The following is a 20,139-nucleotide window of genomic DNA, read 5'->3' on the forward strand; positions in this document are numbered from 1 at the left end:
CCAAGGTCGTCAGTTCGAATCTGGCCACCCCGACAAAAAGCCTCTCAATGATAGGAGGCTTTTTTATTTTTGAAGTACTTGCTACTTTTAGCCGCTCTTATAAATGATCTTTTAACGTGATTTTCTTTCGCTCGCTCGGTTGGTTTGAGGTGGTTCTGGCAATTTTATTTGTAGGGTTCTACCTTCTTTACATCCTAAAACTTTGGCGAATAAGTCGAATATTAAAAACCCCGTTCTATACAATCATCCTAAAATTAGGTATCCGAATAACCTTATTCGCCCTGCTCATTATTGCCTATTTGGGACCATCGTTTGGCTCCTCCAAACGCGAAATCAAATCGGTTGGCAAAGACATTATGATTTGTGTGGATCTCTCCAAATCTATGGATGCCTTTGACGTTCCACCTACGCGATTGGAGAAAATCAAATACGAGATGAAAAAGATTGTGGCTGCTTTTAATTCCGATCGAGTTGGCGTGATCATCTTTTCATCAGAAGCGTTTATGCAATGCCCCCTTACCTTTGATCAGAATGCGCTCAACCTTTTTATTGAAACCATGAATACCAGCTTGGTGCCCTCCTCCGGCACTGATTTTGCGCCAGCTTTAAAAATGGCTTTAAAAAAACTGGATGAAGAAACCACTAGTTCTGCCCAACAAAAATCAAAAGTGATAATCTTAATTAGCGATGGCGAAGACTTTGGTGAAGAAACAAGCGAAATTGCACGCGAAGTGGAAGACCAAGAAATAAAGCTGTTCACTCTTGGCGTTGGCACCGAAAAAGGAAGCCAGATTCAAACCGGGCGGGGATACAAAACAGACAATAGCGGAAATGTAGTTGTATCAAAATTGAATGCAACTTCGTTAAAGTCGTTGGCCAGCAAAACGAATGGTCAATATTTTGAAATTAATGAGAGCAGAAACGATGTAAACCGATTGATTAGCACCATCGGCAAGATTGAAGGCGAGCTGCGCGATGCGCGCACCGTAGACGTTTCGGCCAATCGCTATTTTTACTTTTTGTTGGCTGCCTTAATTTTGTTGGTGTTGGATTTATTGGTAAGCATAAAAACCGTAACGATATGAAGTGGGGATTTCTTTTGTTGTTTGCCTTGCTCATCACAGATTTAGACAAGATCGGTAAAATCAATACGGCCAAAACCGAAGCCAAAAAAGCCTTTCTGGCTGGCGACTTCAAGACAGCCGCTGCTAAATACAAGTATTTGGTTGATTCGTTAGGCGTTACCGAAGATGAAGTGCGCGCCAACTTAGCGGCTTCTTATTTTCAATTGAAAGACACCGCCAATGCGCTCAATACCTATTCTCAACTAACCCAAAGTACCAACAAAAGAATCAACTCCGTAGCCAACCAGCAATTGGGCGTGATGGCAGACACGAATGGAAAGTCGGAAGAAGCACTGAACTATTTTAAGCAAGCGCTAAAAGCCGCTCCTGAAAATCAAGAAGCGCGCTACAATTATGAAGTGGTAAAGAAGAAAATTGAAGAGCAGAAAAAGCAGGAAAAGCAAAAGCAAGATCAAAAACAGGATAAAAAAGAAGATCAAAAAAACGATCCTAATCAGGACAAAAAAGACCAGCAAAAAAAAGACCAAGACAAAAAAGATCAGGAAAAGAAAGAGCAGGAGAAAAAAGACCAAGAAAAGAAAGATCAAAAAGATCAGCAGAAGAAAGACCAAGACAAAAACGATCAACAGAAAAAAGAAGAGCAAAAAGATAAAGACCAGCAGAAAAAGGAACAAGAAAAGAAAGAGCAGGAACAAAAAGAGCAAGAGCAGAAGGAAAAAGAAAAAAAGGGGATTCCTCCCTCAGTAGCGGACAAATTAAAGGAAATGCAAATCACCGAAGAGAAGGCCAAAATGATTTTGGAAGCTATGAAAAATCAAGAAGTACAATACCTTCAGCAAAACAAGAGGAAGGCAACTAAGCCAAAGGAGAAGGGTAAGCCAGATTGGTAAGCTATGGTCAAAAAAATCACCCGTATTTTTGGGTATTCACTTGGCTCAATTCTGTTGATTATTCTTTTACTCAGCATTGCGTGGAACCAATCTGATATTCCGGTTGCAGAATTAGAAAAAAAGTATTTTGTACCCGGTAGTTCTTACCTCGCAATTGGGCCCGACAAAATTCATGTACGCCAACAAGGTGCGGGGCATCCTGTTTTTTTATTGCACGGAAGTTTTGCATCGCTTCACACTTGGCATGCGTGGGAAAAAGAACTCAGCCAACATTATCACACCATCTCATTGGATTTTCCCGGTCACGGATTGACAGGGCCTTCTGCATCGGCCAGGTATTCAACTGATGATTATGAAAAACTTGTATTCGAAATTGCCGATCAACTAAACATCGATTCGTTTTATGTTGCTGGCAACTCCATGGGTGGTTTAGTTGCGTGGAAGATGGCATTGCATAACCCGGGTCGCGTAAAGAAATTAATTCTGGTGGATGCTGCAGGTTTCTGGAAGATTTCAACCGACAGCGTTTCCAAAGCGCAAAGCCGGCCATTTATTTTTAAGTTGCTCCAAAATGATTGGGTTGCCAATGCAGTCGTAAAAATCACTCCTAAATTTTTGTTTCGTTATAACTTAAAACAAGTGTATGGCGATCCTGCCAAGGTAAAAGAAGAGGACGTAGATCGATTCTATGATCTGATGATGCGAGCGGGCAACCGACTGGCAACTACGCAGCGGCTGCGTCAGCCTGGCAAAAATTTACAAGACAGCATCCGTTCTATTAAAGTACCAACATTGATTATGTGGGGAGAGAAAGACGCCTGGATTCCCGTTATCAATGCCTATCAATTTAAGGATGCTATATCCAATTCAAAGCTATTGATTTTTGATGGTGCTGGCCACGTGCCTATGGAAGAAATCCCGGAGCAATCGGTGAGAGAAGCCCTAAGTTTTTTACAGCAGAAACCATGGTAAAATTGCCAAAAGCAAACACACTAACAGCCACAGGTAAAATCGCTTTCCCACATTTTTAATCATAGGTTCCAATCGTTAAACCATACGTCTTAACGAAGGCAAGATGGCTAGGTTACTTCATTAACATCTGCTTAACATTATTTTCTCACAAGGGAGGAAGTACGGCAAGGTTTTTCTAAACTTGCATTCGAAAGAATCGCTATGACCAAATATACTTTTACTGAAAAGAAAGACACACGGTCTGGCTTTGGTGCCGGCCTTCAAGAACTAGGAAAATCTAACCCAGATGTGGTGGCACTTTGTGCCGACCTTACAGGTTCCCTTAAAATGGATGCTTTTAAGAAAGACTTTCCTGATCGGTTCTTTCAAGTAGGCATAGCCGAAGCCAATATGATGGGCCTGGCAGCAGGCATGACCATTGGTGGGAAGATCCCTTTTACGGGTACCTTTGCCAACTTTTCTACAGGTCGAGTGTATGATCAGATTCGGCAATCAATCGCTTACTCAGGTAAAAATGTTAAGATTTGCGCCTCTCATGCAGGGCTTACATTAGGAGAAGATGGTGCGACCCACCAAATACTAGAAGACATTGGTATGATGAAAATGTTGCCAGGCATGACGGTGATCGTGCCTTGTGACTACAATCAGACCAAAGCCGCTACCCTTGCCTTGGGCAGCCATGTGGGGCCTGCCTACTTACGTTTTGGAAGACCCAGTTGGCCGATTTTTACTGCCCCTGATAGACCCTTTACCATTGGAAAGGCAGATAAGATGATTGATGGTAAAGATGTGACCATCTTTGCAACGGGGCATTTGGTGTGGCATGCTATTGAGGCGGAAAGCAAATTGGAAGAAGCTGGAATAAGTGCCGAAGTAATAAACATCCATACCATTAAGCCGTTGGATATTGAAGCCGTGCTGGCATCCGTTCAAAAGACAAAGTGTGTGGTTACCTGCGAAGAACATCAGATGAATGGAGGCTTAGGCGATAGCATTGCACAAGTACTGGGTCGCCTCTACCCTGCCCCAGTAGAAATGGTGGCCGTTCATGATAGCTTTGGCGAGAGCGGAACGCCTACGCAGTTGTTGAAGAAATACGGATTGTCGCCCGAAGATATTGTAAAGGCTGTAGAGAAAGTACTTAAAAGAAAGTAGCCATTGTTCGTGGCAAACTATTTGCCGATTATCTCTTTTTGAATTAAAATAGATGTGAGTCATTGAGTTGGAATTAATCAACTTATGCTCGTGTAAATAGTAAATGCTGTTGAGAAAGCCATTAAAATTCTTTTCGTACACACTAGCAGTGATTGCACTGTTAGCGATTTCCTTAATTGCACCAATCGATCGCACACCCCTTGAAGAACAAAGTTTCTACCAAGAAATGATGAAGGAGTTGGATACGCTTCGGCTAAAAAAGTACCCGGCCACTAAAAAATTAATAATTGGATGGAGCGAATTCAATATCACCCCACATTATTCCATGCCCATGGCGGGCTATACGCCAAAAGATAAATTCGATAGCGTACACGATTCGTTGTTCTGTCGGGTTTTGTATATAAACAATGGAGGTATTCAATCGTTTATCATCTCCATGGATTTGATGCTCTTCCCCCCGATCCTCAAACAAAAACTAGATGAGTACGTAGCGCAATACAAAAAAAATTACTTTTTGTATTTATCTGCCACCCACACGCACAGTGCCATTGGTGGATGGGATAAAAGTTTGGTAGGTAAATTTACCATTGGCAACTATCACGAAAAATGGGTGGAATCAACCACTCAAGAAATTATCAAGCAACTGGAAATTGCCAAACACTCTTCCCTTCCATCCTCTTTATACTACTGGGAAACTGATGCGAGCGAGTTAGTACAAAATCGATTGGATAGAAATGGCAAAACCGATGGCTGGCTGCGCGGAATTAAAATGCTACGGCAAGATAGCAGCCGCGCCATCGTTGCAACATTTAGCGGCCACCCCACTACCCTTGATTTGCTGGGTACAACCTTGTCGGGCGACTACCCAGCAGAATTGGTGAAGCAATTCAAACAGGGGGGTTATCAATTCGGCATGTTCATGGCGGGCATGGTGGGCAGTCACCGGATTGTTGGCTTTGAGGGAGATCAGTTTCACAAAACCGATTCCATCGCCAAAATATTGGCCACCAAAATAAACCATTCAAAACAGTTTACCATGAACTCAGATTCTGTTAGCATCATTACCAGACACATCCCGATTCAGTTTGGTCCATCACAATTACACTTTGCCAAAAACTGGAAGGCGCGCAATTGGGCTTTCTGTTCACTCCTTGAACCGTTGAAAGGTGAGTTTACCTATTTACAAATCGGCAATATCATCTTCATGGGCACACCGTGCGATTTTTCGGGAGAGCTTTATGCCGATGCTGATTTTAATAAATGGTGCGAGCAAAACAACAAGCACCTTATTATCACCAGTTTCAATGGCAATTACATTGGCTATGTTACCGCTGATCAGCATTACGATAAAAACGAAGAAGAGGTGATGGCACTCAATTGGGTGGGGCCCTCTTTCGGAAGGTATTTTACAACGTGCATTCAAAAAATGGTATTGAAGAATGAATGACTTATCGCTGGTAAAGCCATCAAAAATCAGTATAATTGAAGCTTAATTTTACAGGTTAAATGTCATCACCTACACTTGCCAATCAATCCAAATCGCTTCGACTAAATCTTTTAGAAGAAACCCGCTTCGAAAAACTTCCGGTAACGGTTTACAAAGATCAACACGTTGCCTCCAAAGTAGTGGCGCAGCGCATCGCCAGCCTCATCCGACAAAAGCAAAAAGCTGGAACCTTTGCCATACTTGGGTTGGCAACAGGCGCCACCCCGGTGGGCGTGTATGCAGAATTGGTACGCATGCACAAAGAAGAAAACCTCAGCTTCCAAAACGTGATCACGTTTAATTTGGATGAATACTTCCCTATGCAACCCGAGGCAGCACAAAGTTATGTGAGCTTTATGGGCGAGCACCTGTTCAATCATGTAGACATTCAACGCGAAAACATTCACATACCCGATGGCACGGTATCGAAAGAGCAAATTGCCACCTTCTGCTTAGAGTACGAGCGAAAGATTGAATCTCTCGGTGGATTGGATATACAAATACTCGGTATCGGACGAACAGGCCATATTGGTTTTAACGAACCAGGCTCTGCACCCAACTCAGGCACGCGCTTGGTAACATTAGATGACCTTACCCGCAGAGATGCTGCCCGCGACTTTGGCGGTAAAGCAAACGTGCCAACGAAGGCGATTACCATGGGCATTGGCACCATCTTCAAAGCCAAAGAAATCATTTTGATGGCTTGGAGCAAGAAAAAAGCGTCCATCATCAAGAAAGCAGTGGAAGGCGAAATCTCTGGTGAAGTGCCAGCTACCTACTTGCAGCTTTCCCAAAATATAGAATTTGTATTGGACGAAGATGCGGCCTCTGACCTCACCCGTTTCAATATCCCCTGGTTGGTGAAAGATTGCGTGTGGGATGAAGCTCTCATCAAAAAAGCGGTGATATGGCTTTCTGGGGTGGTAAAAAAGCCCGTGCTGAAACTCACCGAAGAAGATTACAACAACCACGGCATGGCGCAGTTGGTGGTAGAGCGTGGCTCTGCGTATAACATCAACATCCATATCTTCAACAAGCTGCAGCATACCATCACTGGTTGGCCAGGAGGGAAAGCGGGCGCGGATGACTCGCAGCGACCCGAGCGTGCCAACCCTCCACAGAAGAGAGCCATCGTCTTCTCTCCGCACCCCGATGACGATGTAATCTCCATGGGAGGTACGTTTATTCGGTTGGTAGATCAAGGCCATGATGTTCACGTAGCATATCAAACATCTGGCAATACTGCGGTATGGGATGATGACGTGCTTCGCTATATGGAGTTTGCTATTGACTACTCTGACAGTTTGGGTACAGACAGTAAAAAACTGAAGGCCGTGTATGCGGATGCCCGTAGCTTTATTGAGAAAAAGCAGCCCAACCAAACTGACTCGCAAGAGATACGAAATGTAAAGGCCTTCATCCGCAAGAGCGAAGCGATTGCAGGCGCACGATACGCAGGGTTGAAAGACTCCAACATTCACTTTATGGCGTTGCCATTTTACGAAACGGGCAAAACAAAAAAGAACCCCGTTTCGCAAGTAGATGTTGACCTGACGATGGAACTGTTACAAAAAATTAAGCCGCATCAAATTTTTGCCGCAGGCGATTTTGCCGATCCCAACGGAACGCACATTGTATGCTTCAAAATCATTACGGAAGCCTTGGCGAAACTGAAAAACGAAAGCTGGACAAAAGACTGCTGGCTGTGGATATACCGTGGCGCGTGGCACGAGTTTGAAACACATGAAATTGAAATGGCCGTTCCGTTATCACCACAAGAAGTGGAGCGCAAGCGTTACGCCATTTTCAAACACCAATCACAAAAAGACCGGCCTGTGTTCCCTGGCGATGACGCACGCGAATTTTGGCTACGTGCCGAAGAGCGCAACCGCGAGACCGCACAAAACTATGACAAACTTGGACTGGCGAACTACGAAGCAATGGAAGCGTTTGTGAGGTGGAGGTTTTGAAGCGAATTTATGACTTTGCTATAATGATTTTTTGAATAGGTTTTCTGTTCTATTCATTGCCAACTATAAATGAGTGGTAATATCCGTATGATTAGATATGAATTTTATGTGGCAATATGCACTGTAGTTATATTTCAGTTTGCGCGCGGTTTCAACAATAAATGGGCGAATAGACAATTCGAAAAAATCAAGGATGATAAGTTAACTTGGACTTGGCTTAAAATCTTTAAAGTACCCGAGACTAAAGAGAACTTCTTCAAATTTGCGAGAATCATAAGTGCGATGGTTATTATGGCTATGATTTTTAATATTGTTTTGTTGATTATTAAGAACTGATGAAACAATGAACAACTCACATTCTTATCTATGATCTGCTCCTGTACAAATATCTTCCACCAACGGCTTGCTAAAGCACTATTTCATCCCTATTTTTAATCACTTTAAATTTGACTATTTCTAGGGATGCCCGATTTACAAATCAAAAAAAATCCTAAGACCTACGATGTATGCATTGTAGGCTCAGGTGCTGGTGGAGGCATGGCCGCCTATGTATTGGCCAAAGCTGGGGTAAAGGTTGCCTTGCTAGAGGCCGGCCCGCTATACGACCCCGCCAAAAATGTAACTCAACTAAAATTTCCGTATGAATCTCCTCGCAGGGGTGCGAGCACATCATTTCGCCCTTTCGGGGATTTTGATGCAGCCTATGGCGGATGGGAAATTGACGGTGAGCCTTATACCCAAAAAAATGGAACCAAGTTCGATTGGTTTCGCTCACGTATGTTGGGAGGGCGCACTAACCACTGGGGAAGAATTTCTTTGCGCTTTGGCCCCAATGATTTCAAACATAAAAGCATTGATGGATTAGGTGAAGATTGGCCGATTGGCTATGACGATGTTGCACCTTACTATGATAAAATAGATAAACTGATCGGTGTGTTTGGCACGAAAGAGGGAATCTACAACGAGCCAGACGGAATATTTTTGCCCCCACCAAAGCCTCGCTTGCACGAGTTGTTTGTGAAAGATGCCGCTACCTCACTTGGTGTAAAAGTCATTCCCTCTCGCCTATCGATTCTTACACAAAAAATAAACGATGAGCGGGGTGCTTGTTTCTATTGCTCACAGTGTAACCGTGGTTGCACCGTGTACGGTGATTTCTCGTCATCCTCAGTGCTCGTAAAACCTGCTATTAACACGGGCAATGTAGATGTGATCGCCAATGCCATGGCGCGCGAAGTGTTGACAAACGAAAAAGGAGATGCTACAGGCGTATCGTATGTAAGCAAAGACGATATGCAAGAGTATCAAATCAGCGCAAGAATTGTAATCTTGGCTGCCAGTGCGGGAGAGTCGGCCCGGTTGCTGCTGAACTCAAAATCGGCTGCACATCCCAACGGATTAGCCAACGCCAGTAATGTAGTGGGTAAATATTTGCACGACAGCACAGGTGTGGCCATGGGCGGTGTGCTACCAAAGTTGTTCAATCGAAAGCGCTACAATGAAGATGGTGTGGGTGGTTTGCATTTGTATTCTCCTTGGTGGCTCGATAACAAGAAATTAAATTTTCCCCGCGGTTATCATATTGAATATTGGGGAGGTATGGGTATGCCGAGCTATGGATTTGGCGGTGGCATTCAAAATTTAAATGGAAAATACCCGGGCGCAGATGGAAGAATGAAACCAGCCGGAGGGTACGGTGCATCGCTGAAGTCAGATTACAGATTTTATTACGGTGCAAGTTTTGGAATGGCCGGTCGTGGTGAAGCGATTGCGCGAGAAGATAATTATTGCGAGATCGATCCGAATGTGGTGGACAAGTACGGCATTCCTGTTTTACGTTTTCACTACAAGTGGAGCGACTACGAAATTCAGCAAGCCAAGCACATGCAGGAAACCTTTCAAGAAATCATCCACAAAATGGGTGGTGATATTACGTGGGGAATCAAAGGTGCGGAAGACAATTATGGACTGGAAACACCGGGAAGGATCATTCACGAAGTAGGCACCGTGCGCATGGGCAACGACAAAAAGAAATCGGCCTTGAATGCGTTTAACCAAGCACATGATTGTAAAAATTTGTTTGTGGTAGATGGCGGCCCCTTTGTATCGCAAGCTGATAAAAATCCCACATGGACGATCCTCGCCCTTTCCATGAGAGCCAGCGAGTATATTATTGAAGAGATGAAGAAACAGAATCTCTGATTTAAGAATTATGATTTAAGATGTAAGATTTAAAAACAAGGCAGAAGCGCAAAACAAAAATCGTACATCTTAAATCTAACATTAAAAAATATGGACAGAAGAAAATATTTAAAAACCCTCGCAGTTGGCACGCTTTCAACGGGTGTGTTGCTGCAATCGTGCGATACACCCAAAAAGGAGGAAGCACCAGATTTGAGTAAAGTCACAGGTGGTTTTGATCGACAACCAGATGAGATCTCGCACTTCAAAAAAATCTCGGCAGAGAAATTCTTTGACGAGCATGAGATGAAAACCATTACCATTTTGGTGGCCATCATCATCCCAAAAGATGATGTTTCGGGTAGTGCCACCGAAGCAGGTGTTCCTGACTTCATCGAGTTCATCGTGAAAGACATGCCGCGACATCAGACCCCCATGCGTGGTGGTTTGAAGTGGTTGGACATTCAGTGCATGAAGCTTTACACAAAAGCATTTAGTGATTGCACACCAACTCAACAAATAGAAATGGTAGATGAGATCGCCTTCCCTGAAAAAGCAAAACCTGACATGACGCAAGGCGTGGCCTTCTTCAATTTACTTCGTGATTTAACGGCTACCGGATTTTACACGAGCAAAATCGGATTGGCTGATATGGGCTATGTAGGTAATAAGCCCAATCAGTGGGATGGCGTTCCGCAAGAGGTACTGGATCAATACGGGTTGAAGTACGATGAACGGACGTTAGCGGAGAGTGTGAAGTTTAGTTAGGTAATTTGGGGCTTAGGGTTTAAGGGGAAATTGGGAATTAGTGGTTGGTAAGTGTTACTTGATTTTAAGTCTTACAACTACTATCTCCTACTTCCTAGAATGTCAGACGTTAAAGTTCAGAGTCAAAATTGTAAATCTAAAATTGTAATTCGTAAATCCTTTAATTATGAGCAACTCATCTTCACAAAGTCGCAGGGCATTCTTAAAGTCGTTAGGCCTAGCAGGTGCAGCCTTTACCATATTGCCACGTCACGTATTGGGTGGTAATGGTTTTGTAGCTCCCAGCGATACGCTGTACATAGCTGGCATTGGAGCTGGCGGCAAAGGGTATTCAGACTTAACCGGTTTTGCGGCCAACCCAAAAGCAAAAATTGCCCTTCTTTGTGATGTGGACGATCGCATGGCCGTAAAAGCCCGTGAGAAATTTCCCGAGGCAAAATATTACCGCGATTTTCGCGAGATGCTCGACAAAGAAAAAGGCATCGATGCCGTATCCATATCCACACCCGACCACACGCACGCAGTGGCTACCATGGCGGCCATCAATCGTGGCAAACATGTGTACGTACAAAAACCACTGACGCATACCATCTATGAAGCGCGCATGCTATCTGAAGCGGCTAGAAAAAATAAAGTAGTCACTCAAATGGGAAATCAGTTTTCTTCTCATGAAGATGTGCGCAAAATGAAAGAGATGGTCGATGCCGGATTAATTGGAAAAGTGAAAAGCGCTGTTGCGTGGACCAATCGACCAGTATGGCCACAAGGCATCCCCACTCCCAGTGGCAAGCATGAAGTGCCGAAAGAACTGGATTGGGATTTATGGCTCGGCCCTTCAAAATTTATTGATTTCAATCCAGCTTATGTACCCTTTAATTGGCGCGGTTGGTGGCAATTTGGAACAGGCGCATTAGGCGATATGGCTTGCCACGTGTTAGATCCATTTTTCAGGATTTTACCTGTTGATTTCGCCAATGAGGTAGAGTGCAGCGCCACTACCAATTGGGAGGGAATTTTTAAAGAAGCCAACTATTCAGACTGCGCCCCTTCTTCGTCTATCATCCATTTTAAGTTTCCTAAAAGGGAGGGCAAAGGTGATATCAAATTAACCTGGCTTGATGGTGGTCTGCTGCCCGAGCGACCCGAAGAGTTATTGCCCAACGAACCAATGGGAGATGGAAGCAATGGCATTATTTTAGAAGGAACAAAAGGCAAATTAATGGCTGGCTGTTACGGACTAAAGCCTACACTGCTCCCCACCAAGCGAATGACTGAGGTGACCATGCCAAAGGCGAAATTACCGCGCGTACCGGGCAATGAAGCCGGGCACTACACGCAATGGGTAGATGCCTGCTTGAAGGGTTATGGCCAAATGGAATTGAGCTCTGCCTTCGATTATGCTGGCCCGCTTACCGAAGCCATATTGATGGGTAACCTCGCCATCCGCAGTTATAATCAGCGTAAGATGAATGCCGATGGAAAGGGCTATACTTTCCCTGGTCGTAAAAAACTTTTGTGGGATGCAAAGAATATGAAGATTACCAACTTTGATGAAGCCAACGCCTTTGTAAAAAGTGAATATAGAAGTGGGTGGAGCTTGTAAAAGAGTTTCATGGTGATAATGTCAACGGATTGTTTTACCCGATTGATAGGCTTGTTTTTTTTCAACGTTTCGGTTCACAATATTCTGGATGTCTTCGCGGGTTAAGTTGTTTCCATCATAAAGCAGTTCACGGATTTTGCGGATGATGGAGTCCATTTGGTTGGTCGATAGGGTTAGGGCATCGAACAGTTATTTGTTCTTCCACCGAAGTGACTTCTTTACTAAAGCAAAATCAATCCAGCGCCCAACACATTCAAGGGGTTTAATATGTGAAGGGAAATCGATGGCAAGTCCACAAACGCTTCTTCCAATAAAAAAAAGAGAATTGCGCAGAATGCAAATAGTGCAACCTGAATTCCTATGAGAAACCAATTACCGAACGAAGCAATAATTTAGAATCCATAATGAAAACCAAATATGATGTAATCGTACTCGGAGTGGGCACCATGGGCGCGGCCGCTTGTTATTACCTAAGCAAGCAAGGCGTTTCTGTTTTGGGCATTGAGCAATTTGAAATTCCACACGACCAAGGCTCGCATGCAGGGCAAAGCCGCATTGTCCGCAAAGCATATTTTGAGCATCCCGACTATGTACCACTCTTGCACCAAGCCTATCACAACTGGCAAGCATTGGAAAAAGAAACAGACGTTCAACTGTATTATCAAACAGGTTTGTATTATGCGGGTGCTTCGCAAAATGAATTGATCAAAGGGACGAAACTTGCTGCGCAACTTCATCACATTCCGTTAATTGATATTCTTCATCATCCGGAACAAAAGCACTCTACGTTTCAAGTCCCTCATTACTACGAGCAATGGCTAGAACCCGAAGCAGGTTTTCTTATTCCCGAACGAGCCCTCTCGCTGTTTGCAGAACAAGCCATTCAGCAAGGTGCAACATTACTTACCCGTCAGCGCGTAAAAGAATGGAAAAAAGTGGGTGATGAAATTCACGTTTTCACGGATAAGGAAAAATACGTTGGCAAGAAATTAATCATTTGTGGAGGTGCATGGAATGGACAGCTCATTCCTAACTTATCATCACATTTAAAAGTAACCCGACAAGTAATTGTTTGGCTACAGCCGAAGAGGTGGCAAGATTTCACGTTGGGAAACTTTCCGTGTTGGTTGATTGCCGATGAGAACATGCCCGGTTCGATTTATGGTTTTCCTATTGTGCCTGCCAGCAAATTGGGAGGACCTTTGGGATTAAAGGTTGCCTACCATCATCCTGGACTTCCCTCCAACCCCGATCATGTAAATCGCTTAGATACTGAGACGGAAGTGAATCAATTATTAACAACCGTGCAAAAATATCTACCCTCTGCCATCGGTAATGTGCTAAGTGTAAAAACCTGTCTGTACACTTATTCTCCCGATGAGCATTTCATCATCGACCAATTGCCTGAATACAACAACCAAGTTACTGTTGCAGCGGGCTTTAGCGGACACGGATTTAAATTTGCTTCGGTGGTGGGCGAAGTTTTAAGTGAGCTTTCGCTGGAAGGAAGAACAAAGCAGCCCATCGATTTTTTACGCATGAACCGATTTAAAAAGAACAATTCATGAGTGCAACATTTCACTTATACGATCTAAGGTTGAAGTCATGAAGGCGAAAAGCCTTTTGTTTGCAGCCACCAGTTAGGCGATGAACCCACAGAAATAAACTCAAACGCCCTCACCTCCATCCAATTTTCTTCTTTTCCGGCTAATGAAAACCCTGTGTGGCCTCCGTGTGCGGGCGTTTCTAAGTATACAAAAGGGTGATTTCTAACCATCTCGTAGGGGTAGCATGCATCGGGCAGAAAGGGGTCGTTAAATGCGTTTGCAATCAACACCGGTATAGATATTAAAGGAATGAAATTAAGTGCGGAAGTACGCGTGTAAAAATCTTGGGCATCCGCAAAACCATGCAGCGGTGCCGTGTAACGATCATCGAACTGCCGGAAACTTTTGATTTCATCAAATCCCGCATGGCTTACCTTTTGAGGATAGACCTTTGATTTTGCTTCAATCTTTTTGCTAAGTTTTTTTAAGAAACGTTGTAAATAGAATTTTTTGTTCGGCTTATCGAGTTCAGCAGCACTCGAACCCAAATCGCACGGCACCGAAAAAGTTGCAGCTTTTTTTATGGATGGATGTAGGTTAGTTGCATTCTCGCCCAAATATTTCAGCGTCATGCTGCCGCCCATGCTAATGCCAACCAACGAAACCGTGGTGTATCCACCCAATCGAATGGCATGATCGATAACTGCATTTAAATCTTCGGTAGCACCATGATGATAAAATCGAGGCAACCGATTCATCTCACCACTGCATCCCCGGCAATTCCACGCAAGTGCATCCCAACCCTGTTGAAAAAAATACTTCGCCATACCCTTAGCATAGTGCCGCTCGCTATTGCCTTCCAATCCATGCGAAATGATGACAAGTTTATCACTTTTGCTTTTCAACCAATCCAAATCCAAAAAATCACCATCGTTCAGCTCCAACCGCTCGCGCTGATAGGTTACACCTTTTATTTTTCTGAACGCACTAGGCACAATGGTTTCCCAATGGCCATTGAAAAGATAAAATGGTTTTTGATAGGACGAATGTTGGAGGAAGGGCATAGTCCAAAACTACGAAAGCACATCGGCAATTTCGGGTGTTTTGTCAAACACCGAACGTGCAAACGGACAGAGTGGTAAAATTTTAATTCCTTTGGCACGCGCATATTCCACGGCTTTCATCACCAATTGTTTGCCCGCGCCTTGGCCGCGCAGTTTATCCGACACATCGGTATGGTCAATGATGATGAGCTTATCTCCCGCTTTGGAATACGTCATCTCCGCCAATGGTTCGTTGTTCTCTTCTATAAAAAACGAACCTTTGGAGTTGGTCTCAACTTGTTTTATTTCCATTCTCAAAAATAGTTACTTCGCCTGATATCGCGTGCTCAAATAAGTCATCACCACAAACAGAATGGCCACAAACAATAAAGCAATTCGCAATGTTTGCCAATTGGCAAGCAGTCCAATGATGGGCGGCCCAAACAAAAAACCAGAATAGCCAACTGTGGTAACCATGGCGAGGCCAACTCCCGGTGGCAAATCTTTGGTATTGCCTGCAATGCTATAGGCAATAGGCACAATAGAAGAAAGACCAATGCCGATAATGAACAAACCGAAAATAACGGAGTAGGGATTATTGAATGAAAGCATCAACGCAATGCCCGCAATGGAAATGAGGCCGCAAATAACCATCAATTTTCGATCGCCAAACTTGAGGCGCGCACTGTCGCCAAAAAACCGACCGAGCGTCATCGCCAACGCAAAAGCAGACAAACCAATCGGAGCCAAGGAGTCGCCCGAGATTGCAATGTTTTTCATATAGTTGGTGCTCCAATCGGCCATGGCACCTTCGCCCAACATGCAACAAAAAGCAATCACACCAATACTGACCATGGCCGCATTGGGCAAACGAAAGGCGGGGCCATCTACTTCTTTCTCTTTTGGTTTATCGTGAATAAGATGGTAACGCGCCCATGCGGCACCCATCACACTTAGTGTAACAATAATACTTAAGTGAACAAACAACGTTGTCTCTAGTTTTATAAACAAGGAACCACAACTAGCGCCCGCCACCATTCCAATACTAAAAATAGCGTGGAAGGATGTCATGATGGGCTTTCCTTGGTTTTGCTCCACCATTACCGCTTGCGAGTTCATGGAAACATCGAGCATGCCTGCTGTTAGTCCCATAATAAAAAACAAAACTACCAGGGCAGTCAGGTTGGGCGCAACGGGAATGAGTGGCACAAAAATGCAATACAAGAATACGGAGAAGATGGTGATGCGCCTGCTGCCATTGCGGATGATGAGCCAACCCGTGAAAGGCATGGCAAGCAACGCGCCAACCGAAGAGGAAAGCAAGACAAAACCAAGCGTACCGTCATTGATGGAAAATATTTCTTGCATGCGCGGAAAGCGAGAAGCCATGTTAGCATGAATAAATCCATTGATGAAGAAGATAAGCTTGACGGCAATGCGAGAGGGATGCACGGAAGAATGGATATGGTCGTGTGAAGTAAGGTGTTAACCAACTACGATGGGATGATTTTGACAAAATAATTTACGGAATCGATTGCAGAGTTCGTTTTTATTGTGAAAAGCCAAGTGGGTTACTTACCTAAACTTTGTTGACCCGGAAAATGTACACCTCATTGCCTTTGTACATTGTTTGCTTATCGATGGTCATCCCGTTCTTAATCGCCACTTTTTGTGATGGCAAATTGGAAAGACTGATGATGGAAATAAGCGAGGTAGCCAGATTATTTTCAAAGGCATGGTCCTTGCATTTTTGGGCGGCCTCTATGGCATAGCCCTTGCCCCAAAACTTTGGCAGCAATGAATAACCAATTTCCAATTCTTGAATGTTATCTACCGATTGTACCAATAGCCCCGCGTGGCCTACCAATAACCCATTAGATTTTTCAATCAACGCATTCATGCCGCCTAAATTAATTTGATAACGCTCGTGCTGGCGGGCATACCACTTCTCGCAAGCTATTGTTGGAGATTCTTTTTCTTCTACCCAATGCTTGGAAGTTTCGGGGTCTTCAAAGAAAGGTAGCCACGAATCAAAATCGATTAAGGAGATTTTGCGAAAGAGGAGGCGAGGGGATTGGTGGTTGTTGAGGAGGTAGGACATTAGTCACTTTGAAAGATACTTGTTGTTGAGATCCTTTAAGAATTTATTTCGATTGAAGTTTTCTACAAATCCACTTTTTTCGCCAATTTCTAGAGCTTTCTCAATTAAACTTTTACGTGAGTAATTCCTTGTGGATGAAATCATAATCCTATAATTTAAACATTATTGGTAAAGTAAATTGTACGGCTACTGGTTCACCTTGCTCCTTTCCTGGTATCCATTTGGGCATCGAACTAATCACTCTTAATACCTCAATATCAAAATTTTTTGATTCTCGGACAGATCTAACAATTTTAGGATTGATAATGCTTCCATCAATATCAATGGTGAAAGAAACAAATACTCTTCCTTCAATTTTGTTATTCTTTTCAAAATCTGGGTATTTAATGCTTTCGTTTATATATTTCATCAAAGCTCCAATACCTCCAACGAATTCGGGCATTACCTCTGCAAAAATTCTAATACCATCTGATTGTTGGGTTGAATCAGATCGGTAGTCTATCATAATGTCACCGAGAATTATATCTTCGATGCCAAGAGTATCATTACTACATTTAACATCTATTTTTGTAGCCGAAGTTTCTTTAGTCAGATGAATTGCTGAATCAAGTTTTGTTAGTCTGTGGTCATCATAAGAGCAACTTGTTAGCATTAACGTACCAATTGTCAATAGATAAAATGCAAAATTTGAGTTCTTGTTCTTCTCAATATATGCATTGATTACCACAAGCATCTCATTATACTTGTAGTCCAGCTGAGACTTCTTGATTCGCCCACATACCTTAGAATTTCTATGTGCCAATAAGAATTGGATAACTTCATCTTTGGCCATCAATGTGAAATCTTGAACGTCTCTTTGGCAATTTTCGCAATGTCTAGATATAAGACCTACCTTCATGGTTTCCCATTTCATTGGGCAATTGAAGGTAACTTTTGGATTTATCATGAAGGTGGTAATTTTATTTTAAAATCCCATCAAACATATAAAGTCACATATTTTTATTGCTAATGCTGTATTTTATTTCAGAAATCTACTTCGCATACGCCACACTTCTCATCTCCCGAATCACCGTCACTTTTATCTGCCCAGGATACTGCATGTCTTTTTCAATTTTTTGAGAAATGTCAAAGCTCAATTGGGCTGCGCGCTCGTCCGTTGCTTTTTCGGCATCTACCATCACGCGTAACTCGCGGCCGGCCTGAATGGCATAGCACTTTTCTACACCCTCAAAGCTCAAACCCACTTGTTCCAATTCCTTTAAGCGCTTGATGTATTGCTCCATCACCTCGCGTCTTGCACCAGGGCGCGCACCTGAAATGGCATCGCATGCTTGCACAATGGGCGAAATAATGCTGGTCATTTCAATCTCATCGTGGTGGGCACCAATGGCATTGCAAATAATCGGATGCTCTTTGTACTTCTGAGCCAACTCCATACCCACAATGGCGTGTGGCTTCTCTAATTCTTCTGGCCACACTTTACCAATATCATGTAGCAACCCTGCGCGCTTTGCTTGCTTTACGTTCAGGCCAAGCTCGGCAGCCATAATCGCACACAGGTTGGCTACTTCACGCGAGTGTTGTAACAAATTTTGTCCATACGATGAACGATAACGCATGCGGCCCACCATTTTAATCAGTTCAGGCGCAAGACCGTGAATGCCCAAGTCAATGACGGTGCGCTCGCCAATCTCTACTACTTCGTCTTCGATGTTCTTCGTAGTCTTGGCTACAATTTCTTCAATACGGGCCGGGTGTATGCGTCCGTCCTGCACCAAGCGGTGCAACGATAGTCGTGCAATCTCTCTGCGCACGGGGTCAAAGCCCGAAATGATAATGGCCTCAGGCGTATCATCCACAATAAATTCAACTCCTGTTGCCGCCTCTAACGTGCGGATGTTCCTCCCTTCCCTTCCAATGATTTTTCCTTTGATATCGTCACTTTCAATATTGAAAATCGAAACGCAGTTTTCTACAGCATGCTCAGTGGCCGTTCGCTGAATAGTTTCCACCACAATCTTTTTGGCATCTTTGGTAGCCGTGAGCTTGGCCTGCTCCATAATGTCTTTGATGTATGAGCTGGCCTTGGTTTGCGCTTCTTCCTTTAATGATTCAATCAACTGATCGCGGGCTTGGTCAGCAGTTAATTTGCTGATACCTTCTAAGATGGCCACTTTCTGCGTATTGAATTTATCCAGTTCTTCTTTTCGGCTCTTCACCAATTCATGCTGGCGTGCCAAGCTTTGGCGCTCTTCGTCCACTTCGCCTTCTTTACGCTTCAAGGTTTCGAGTTCTTTGGAAAGCTGGGCTTCGCGTTGCTTTATTTTTTGCTCGTTGGCGATGATTTGGTTTTTCTTGCGGTTGGCTTCTTCTTCAAACTCTTGTTTCATTTTAAAGAGTTTGTCTTTGGCCTCAATAATCTTGTCTTTCTTCAAGTTCTCGGCCTGCAACTCGGCCTCTTTAAGAATCAGCTTTGCTTTTTCGTTGGCCGATTGTTCGTTCTTTTTGATCCTTCTTTTGTATAAAAACGAGCCGAGTAACATGCTCAACAATACGGTAGCCACTAGGGCGATAAGGGCTATAATTGTTATTTGTGCTTCCATGGGTGAAAAAATTTATGGTTAACACCCGCTCAACTGCGAGAATTGGGCAGCAACCGTTGCCAAGGCAATCATTGCTACACAACGAAGCGAAAAAGAATGGAGAAAAAAGGACGATGGATTTAGAGTGCTTGCGAAACCAACTGATTTAAGTGGTTGACCTTCTCGGCCACCGTTTCATCAATTTCTTGTAGGCTTTCTTCTTCTGCGAGTTTATCTACTAAACAGTCGAAGGCCACCATGGCGAGAAGGTCTTGTTTGTCGTCAATACCAAATTGCTCGCGGTAACGCTTTATTTTTTCGTTGATGAGCTTGCCGGCCGCACGCACCTTTTCTTCTTCTTGGCGCTTTACCTTCATGGGGTATTCGCGGTCAGCAATTTTTATCTTTACGGATAGTTCGTCCATCAACTTTTACCGGGTTATCTGCTCAAGTGAGCTATGCACTTATCGATTTCTCGGATATACTCGTCCACTTTTCTTTTCAACTCCGAAACACTTCCGTCTTCCGGGTTTATATGGTCTACAATTTTAGTGATTTTAATCTGATTTTTAAAATTATGGAGCTGATCATCGCGCCTGCTCAGGTCTGTTTTCAGCTCATAGTTCTCTAATTTGAGTCGCTTTACCTCGTCTTTGGTGGCCTTGTGCTCATTCAGCAAAACCAAAATCTTGCGTTCTAGGCCGTTGAGGTTGGTTTTTAATGCTTCTTGGTCCATGCGGGGTGGTTCAAAGTTCT

Annotated in this window: 18 protein-coding genes; 10 read left to right on the top strand and 8 right to left on the bottom strand. The window is 43.6% G+C overall.

All coding sequences use genetic code 11. The features are described 5' to 3' along the window. The first annotated feature begins 116 nt into the window (after nucleotides 1-116). The 10 genes from KA713_11310 (at nucleotide 117) to solA (ending at nucleotide 13,678) form a co-directional block, all read left to right on the top strand. Nucleotides 117-1,085, top strand: a complete 969-nt coding sequence (locus KA713_11310; GenBank protein UXE65086.1) for a VWA domain-containing protein — start codon at nucleotides 117-119, stop codon at nucleotides 1,083-1,085. Continuing rightward, nucleotides 1,082-1,975: a hypothetical protein gene (locus KA713_11315; GenBank protein ID UXE65087.1), complete on the top strand. Its 894-nt coding sequence runs from the start codon at nucleotides 1,082-1,084 to the stop codon at nucleotides 1,973-1,975. The genes KA713_11310 and KA713_11315 overlap by 4 nt, the downstream gene beginning before the upstream one ends. Before the next feature lie 3 nt (nucleotides 1,976-1,978). After that, nucleotides 1,979-2,947, top strand: coding sequence for an alpha/beta hydrolase (locus tag KA713_11320; protein UXE65088.1), 969 nt, complete (start codon nucleotides 1,979-1,981; stop codon nucleotides 2,945-2,947). A gap of 201 nt (nucleotides 2,948-3,148) precedes the next feature. After that, the gene (locus KA713_11325) at nucleotides 3,149-4,102 is read left to right on the top strand and encodes a transketolase family protein (protein UXE65089.1); all 954 of its coding nucleotides are present in this window, start codon (nucleotides 3,149-3,151) and stop codon (nucleotides 4,100-4,102) included. Between the two features lie 109 nt (nucleotides 4,103-4,211). After that, complete coding sequence (locus KA713_11330; protein ID UXE65090.1) at nucleotides 4,212-5,549, top strand: neutral/alkaline non-lysosomal ceramidase N-terminal domain-containing protein; 1,338 nt, start codon at nucleotides 4,212-4,214, stop codon at nucleotides 5,547-5,549. Nucleotides 5,550-5,608: 59 nt separating this feature from the next. Next, complete coding sequence (gene nagB / locus KA713_11335; protein UXE65091.1) at nucleotides 5,609-7,558, top strand: glucosamine-6-phosphate deaminase; 1,950 nt, start codon at nucleotides 5,609-5,611, stop codon at nucleotides 7,556-7,558. 462 nt (nucleotides 7,559-8,020) lie between these two features. Next, complete coding sequence (locus KA713_11340; GenBank protein ID UXE65092.1) at nucleotides 8,021-9,760, top strand: GMC family oxidoreductase; 1,740 nt, start codon at nucleotides 8,021-8,023, stop codon at nucleotides 9,758-9,760. Between the two features lie 90 nt (nucleotides 9,761-9,850). Next, nucleotides 9,851-10,507: a gluconate 2-dehydrogenase subunit 3 family protein gene (locus KA713_11345; protein UXE65093.1), complete on the top strand. Its 657-nt coding sequence runs from the start codon at nucleotides 9,851-9,853 to the stop codon at nucleotides 10,505-10,507. 166 nt (nucleotides 10,508-10,673) lie between these two features. After that, nucleotides 10,674-12,110: a Gfo/Idh/MocA family oxidoreductase gene (locus KA713_11350; GenBank protein ID UXE65094.1), complete on the top strand. Its 1,437-nt coding sequence runs from the start codon at nucleotides 10,674-10,676 to the stop codon at nucleotides 12,108-12,110. A 404-nt stretch (nucleotides 12,111-12,514) separates the two neighbouring features. After that, nucleotides 12,515-13,678, top strand: a complete 1,164-nt coding sequence (gene solA / locus KA713_11355; GenBank protein UXE65095.1) for an N-methyl-L-tryptophan oxidase — start codon at nucleotides 12,515-12,517, stop codon at nucleotides 13,676-13,678. 35 nt (nucleotides 13,679-13,713) lie between these two features. Here solA and KA713_11360 read toward each other — a convergent pair whose 3' ends face one another. The 8 genes from KA713_11360 to KA713_11395 form a co-directional block, all read right to left on the bottom strand. Continuing rightward, entirely contained in the window at nucleotides 13,714-14,721 is a 1,008-nt protein-coding gene (locus tag KA713_11360) for an alpha/beta fold hydrolase (GenBank protein UXE65096.1), read from the bottom strand. Between the two features lie 9 nt (nucleotides 14,722-14,730). Continuing rightward, entirely contained in the window at nucleotides 14,731-15,012 is a 282-nt protein-coding gene (locus KA713_11365) for an N-acetyltransferase (protein UXE65097.1), read from the bottom strand. A 12-nt stretch (nucleotides 15,013-15,024) separates the two neighbouring features. Next, on the bottom strand, nucleotides 15,025-16,152 hold the full coding sequence (locus KA713_11370) for an MFS transporter (protein UXE65098.1): 1,128 nt from the start codon (nucleotides 16,150-16,152) through the stop codon (nucleotides 15,025-15,027). A gap of 127 nt (nucleotides 16,153-16,279) precedes the next feature. Continuing rightward, on the bottom strand, nucleotides 16,280-16,801 hold the full coding sequence (locus tag KA713_11375; GenBank protein UXE65099.1) for a GNAT family N-acetyltransferase: 522 nt from the start codon (nucleotides 16,799-16,801) through the stop codon (nucleotides 16,280-16,282). Nucleotides 16,802-16,949: 148 nt separating this feature from the next. Beyond that, entirely contained in the window at nucleotides 16,950-17,747 is a 798-nt protein-coding gene (locus KA713_11380; protein ID UXE65100.1) for an energy transducer TonB, read from the bottom strand. A gap of 85 nt (nucleotides 17,748-17,832) precedes the next feature. Beyond that, nucleotides 17,833-19,404, bottom strand: coding sequence for a ribonuclease Y (rny, locus tag KA713_11385; protein UXE65101.1), 1,572 nt, complete (start codon nucleotides 19,402-19,404; stop codon nucleotides 17,833-17,835). 119 nt (nucleotides 19,405-19,523) lie between these two features. Continuing rightward, nucleotides 19,524-19,808 (bottom strand): cell division protein ZapA, encoded by a 285-nt coding sequence (locus KA713_11390; protein ID UXE65102.1) that lies wholly within the window; start codon nucleotides 19,806-19,808, stop codon nucleotides 19,524-19,526. 14 nt (nucleotides 19,809-19,822) lie between these two features. Beyond that, nucleotides 19,823-20,119 carry a hypothetical protein gene (locus KA713_11395; protein UXE65103.1) on the bottom strand — a complete coding sequence of 99 codons (297 nt, stop codon included), beginning with the start codon at nucleotides 20,117-20,119 and terminating at the stop codon, nucleotides 19,823-19,825. Between the last annotated feature and the right edge of the window lie 20 nt (nucleotides 20,120-20,139).

The sequence above is a fragment of the Chryseotalea sp. WA131a genome (genome assembly GCA_025370075.1).
Taxonomy (GTDB): Bacteria; Bacteroidota; Bacteroidia; order Cytophagales; family Cyclobacteriaceae; genus ELB16-189.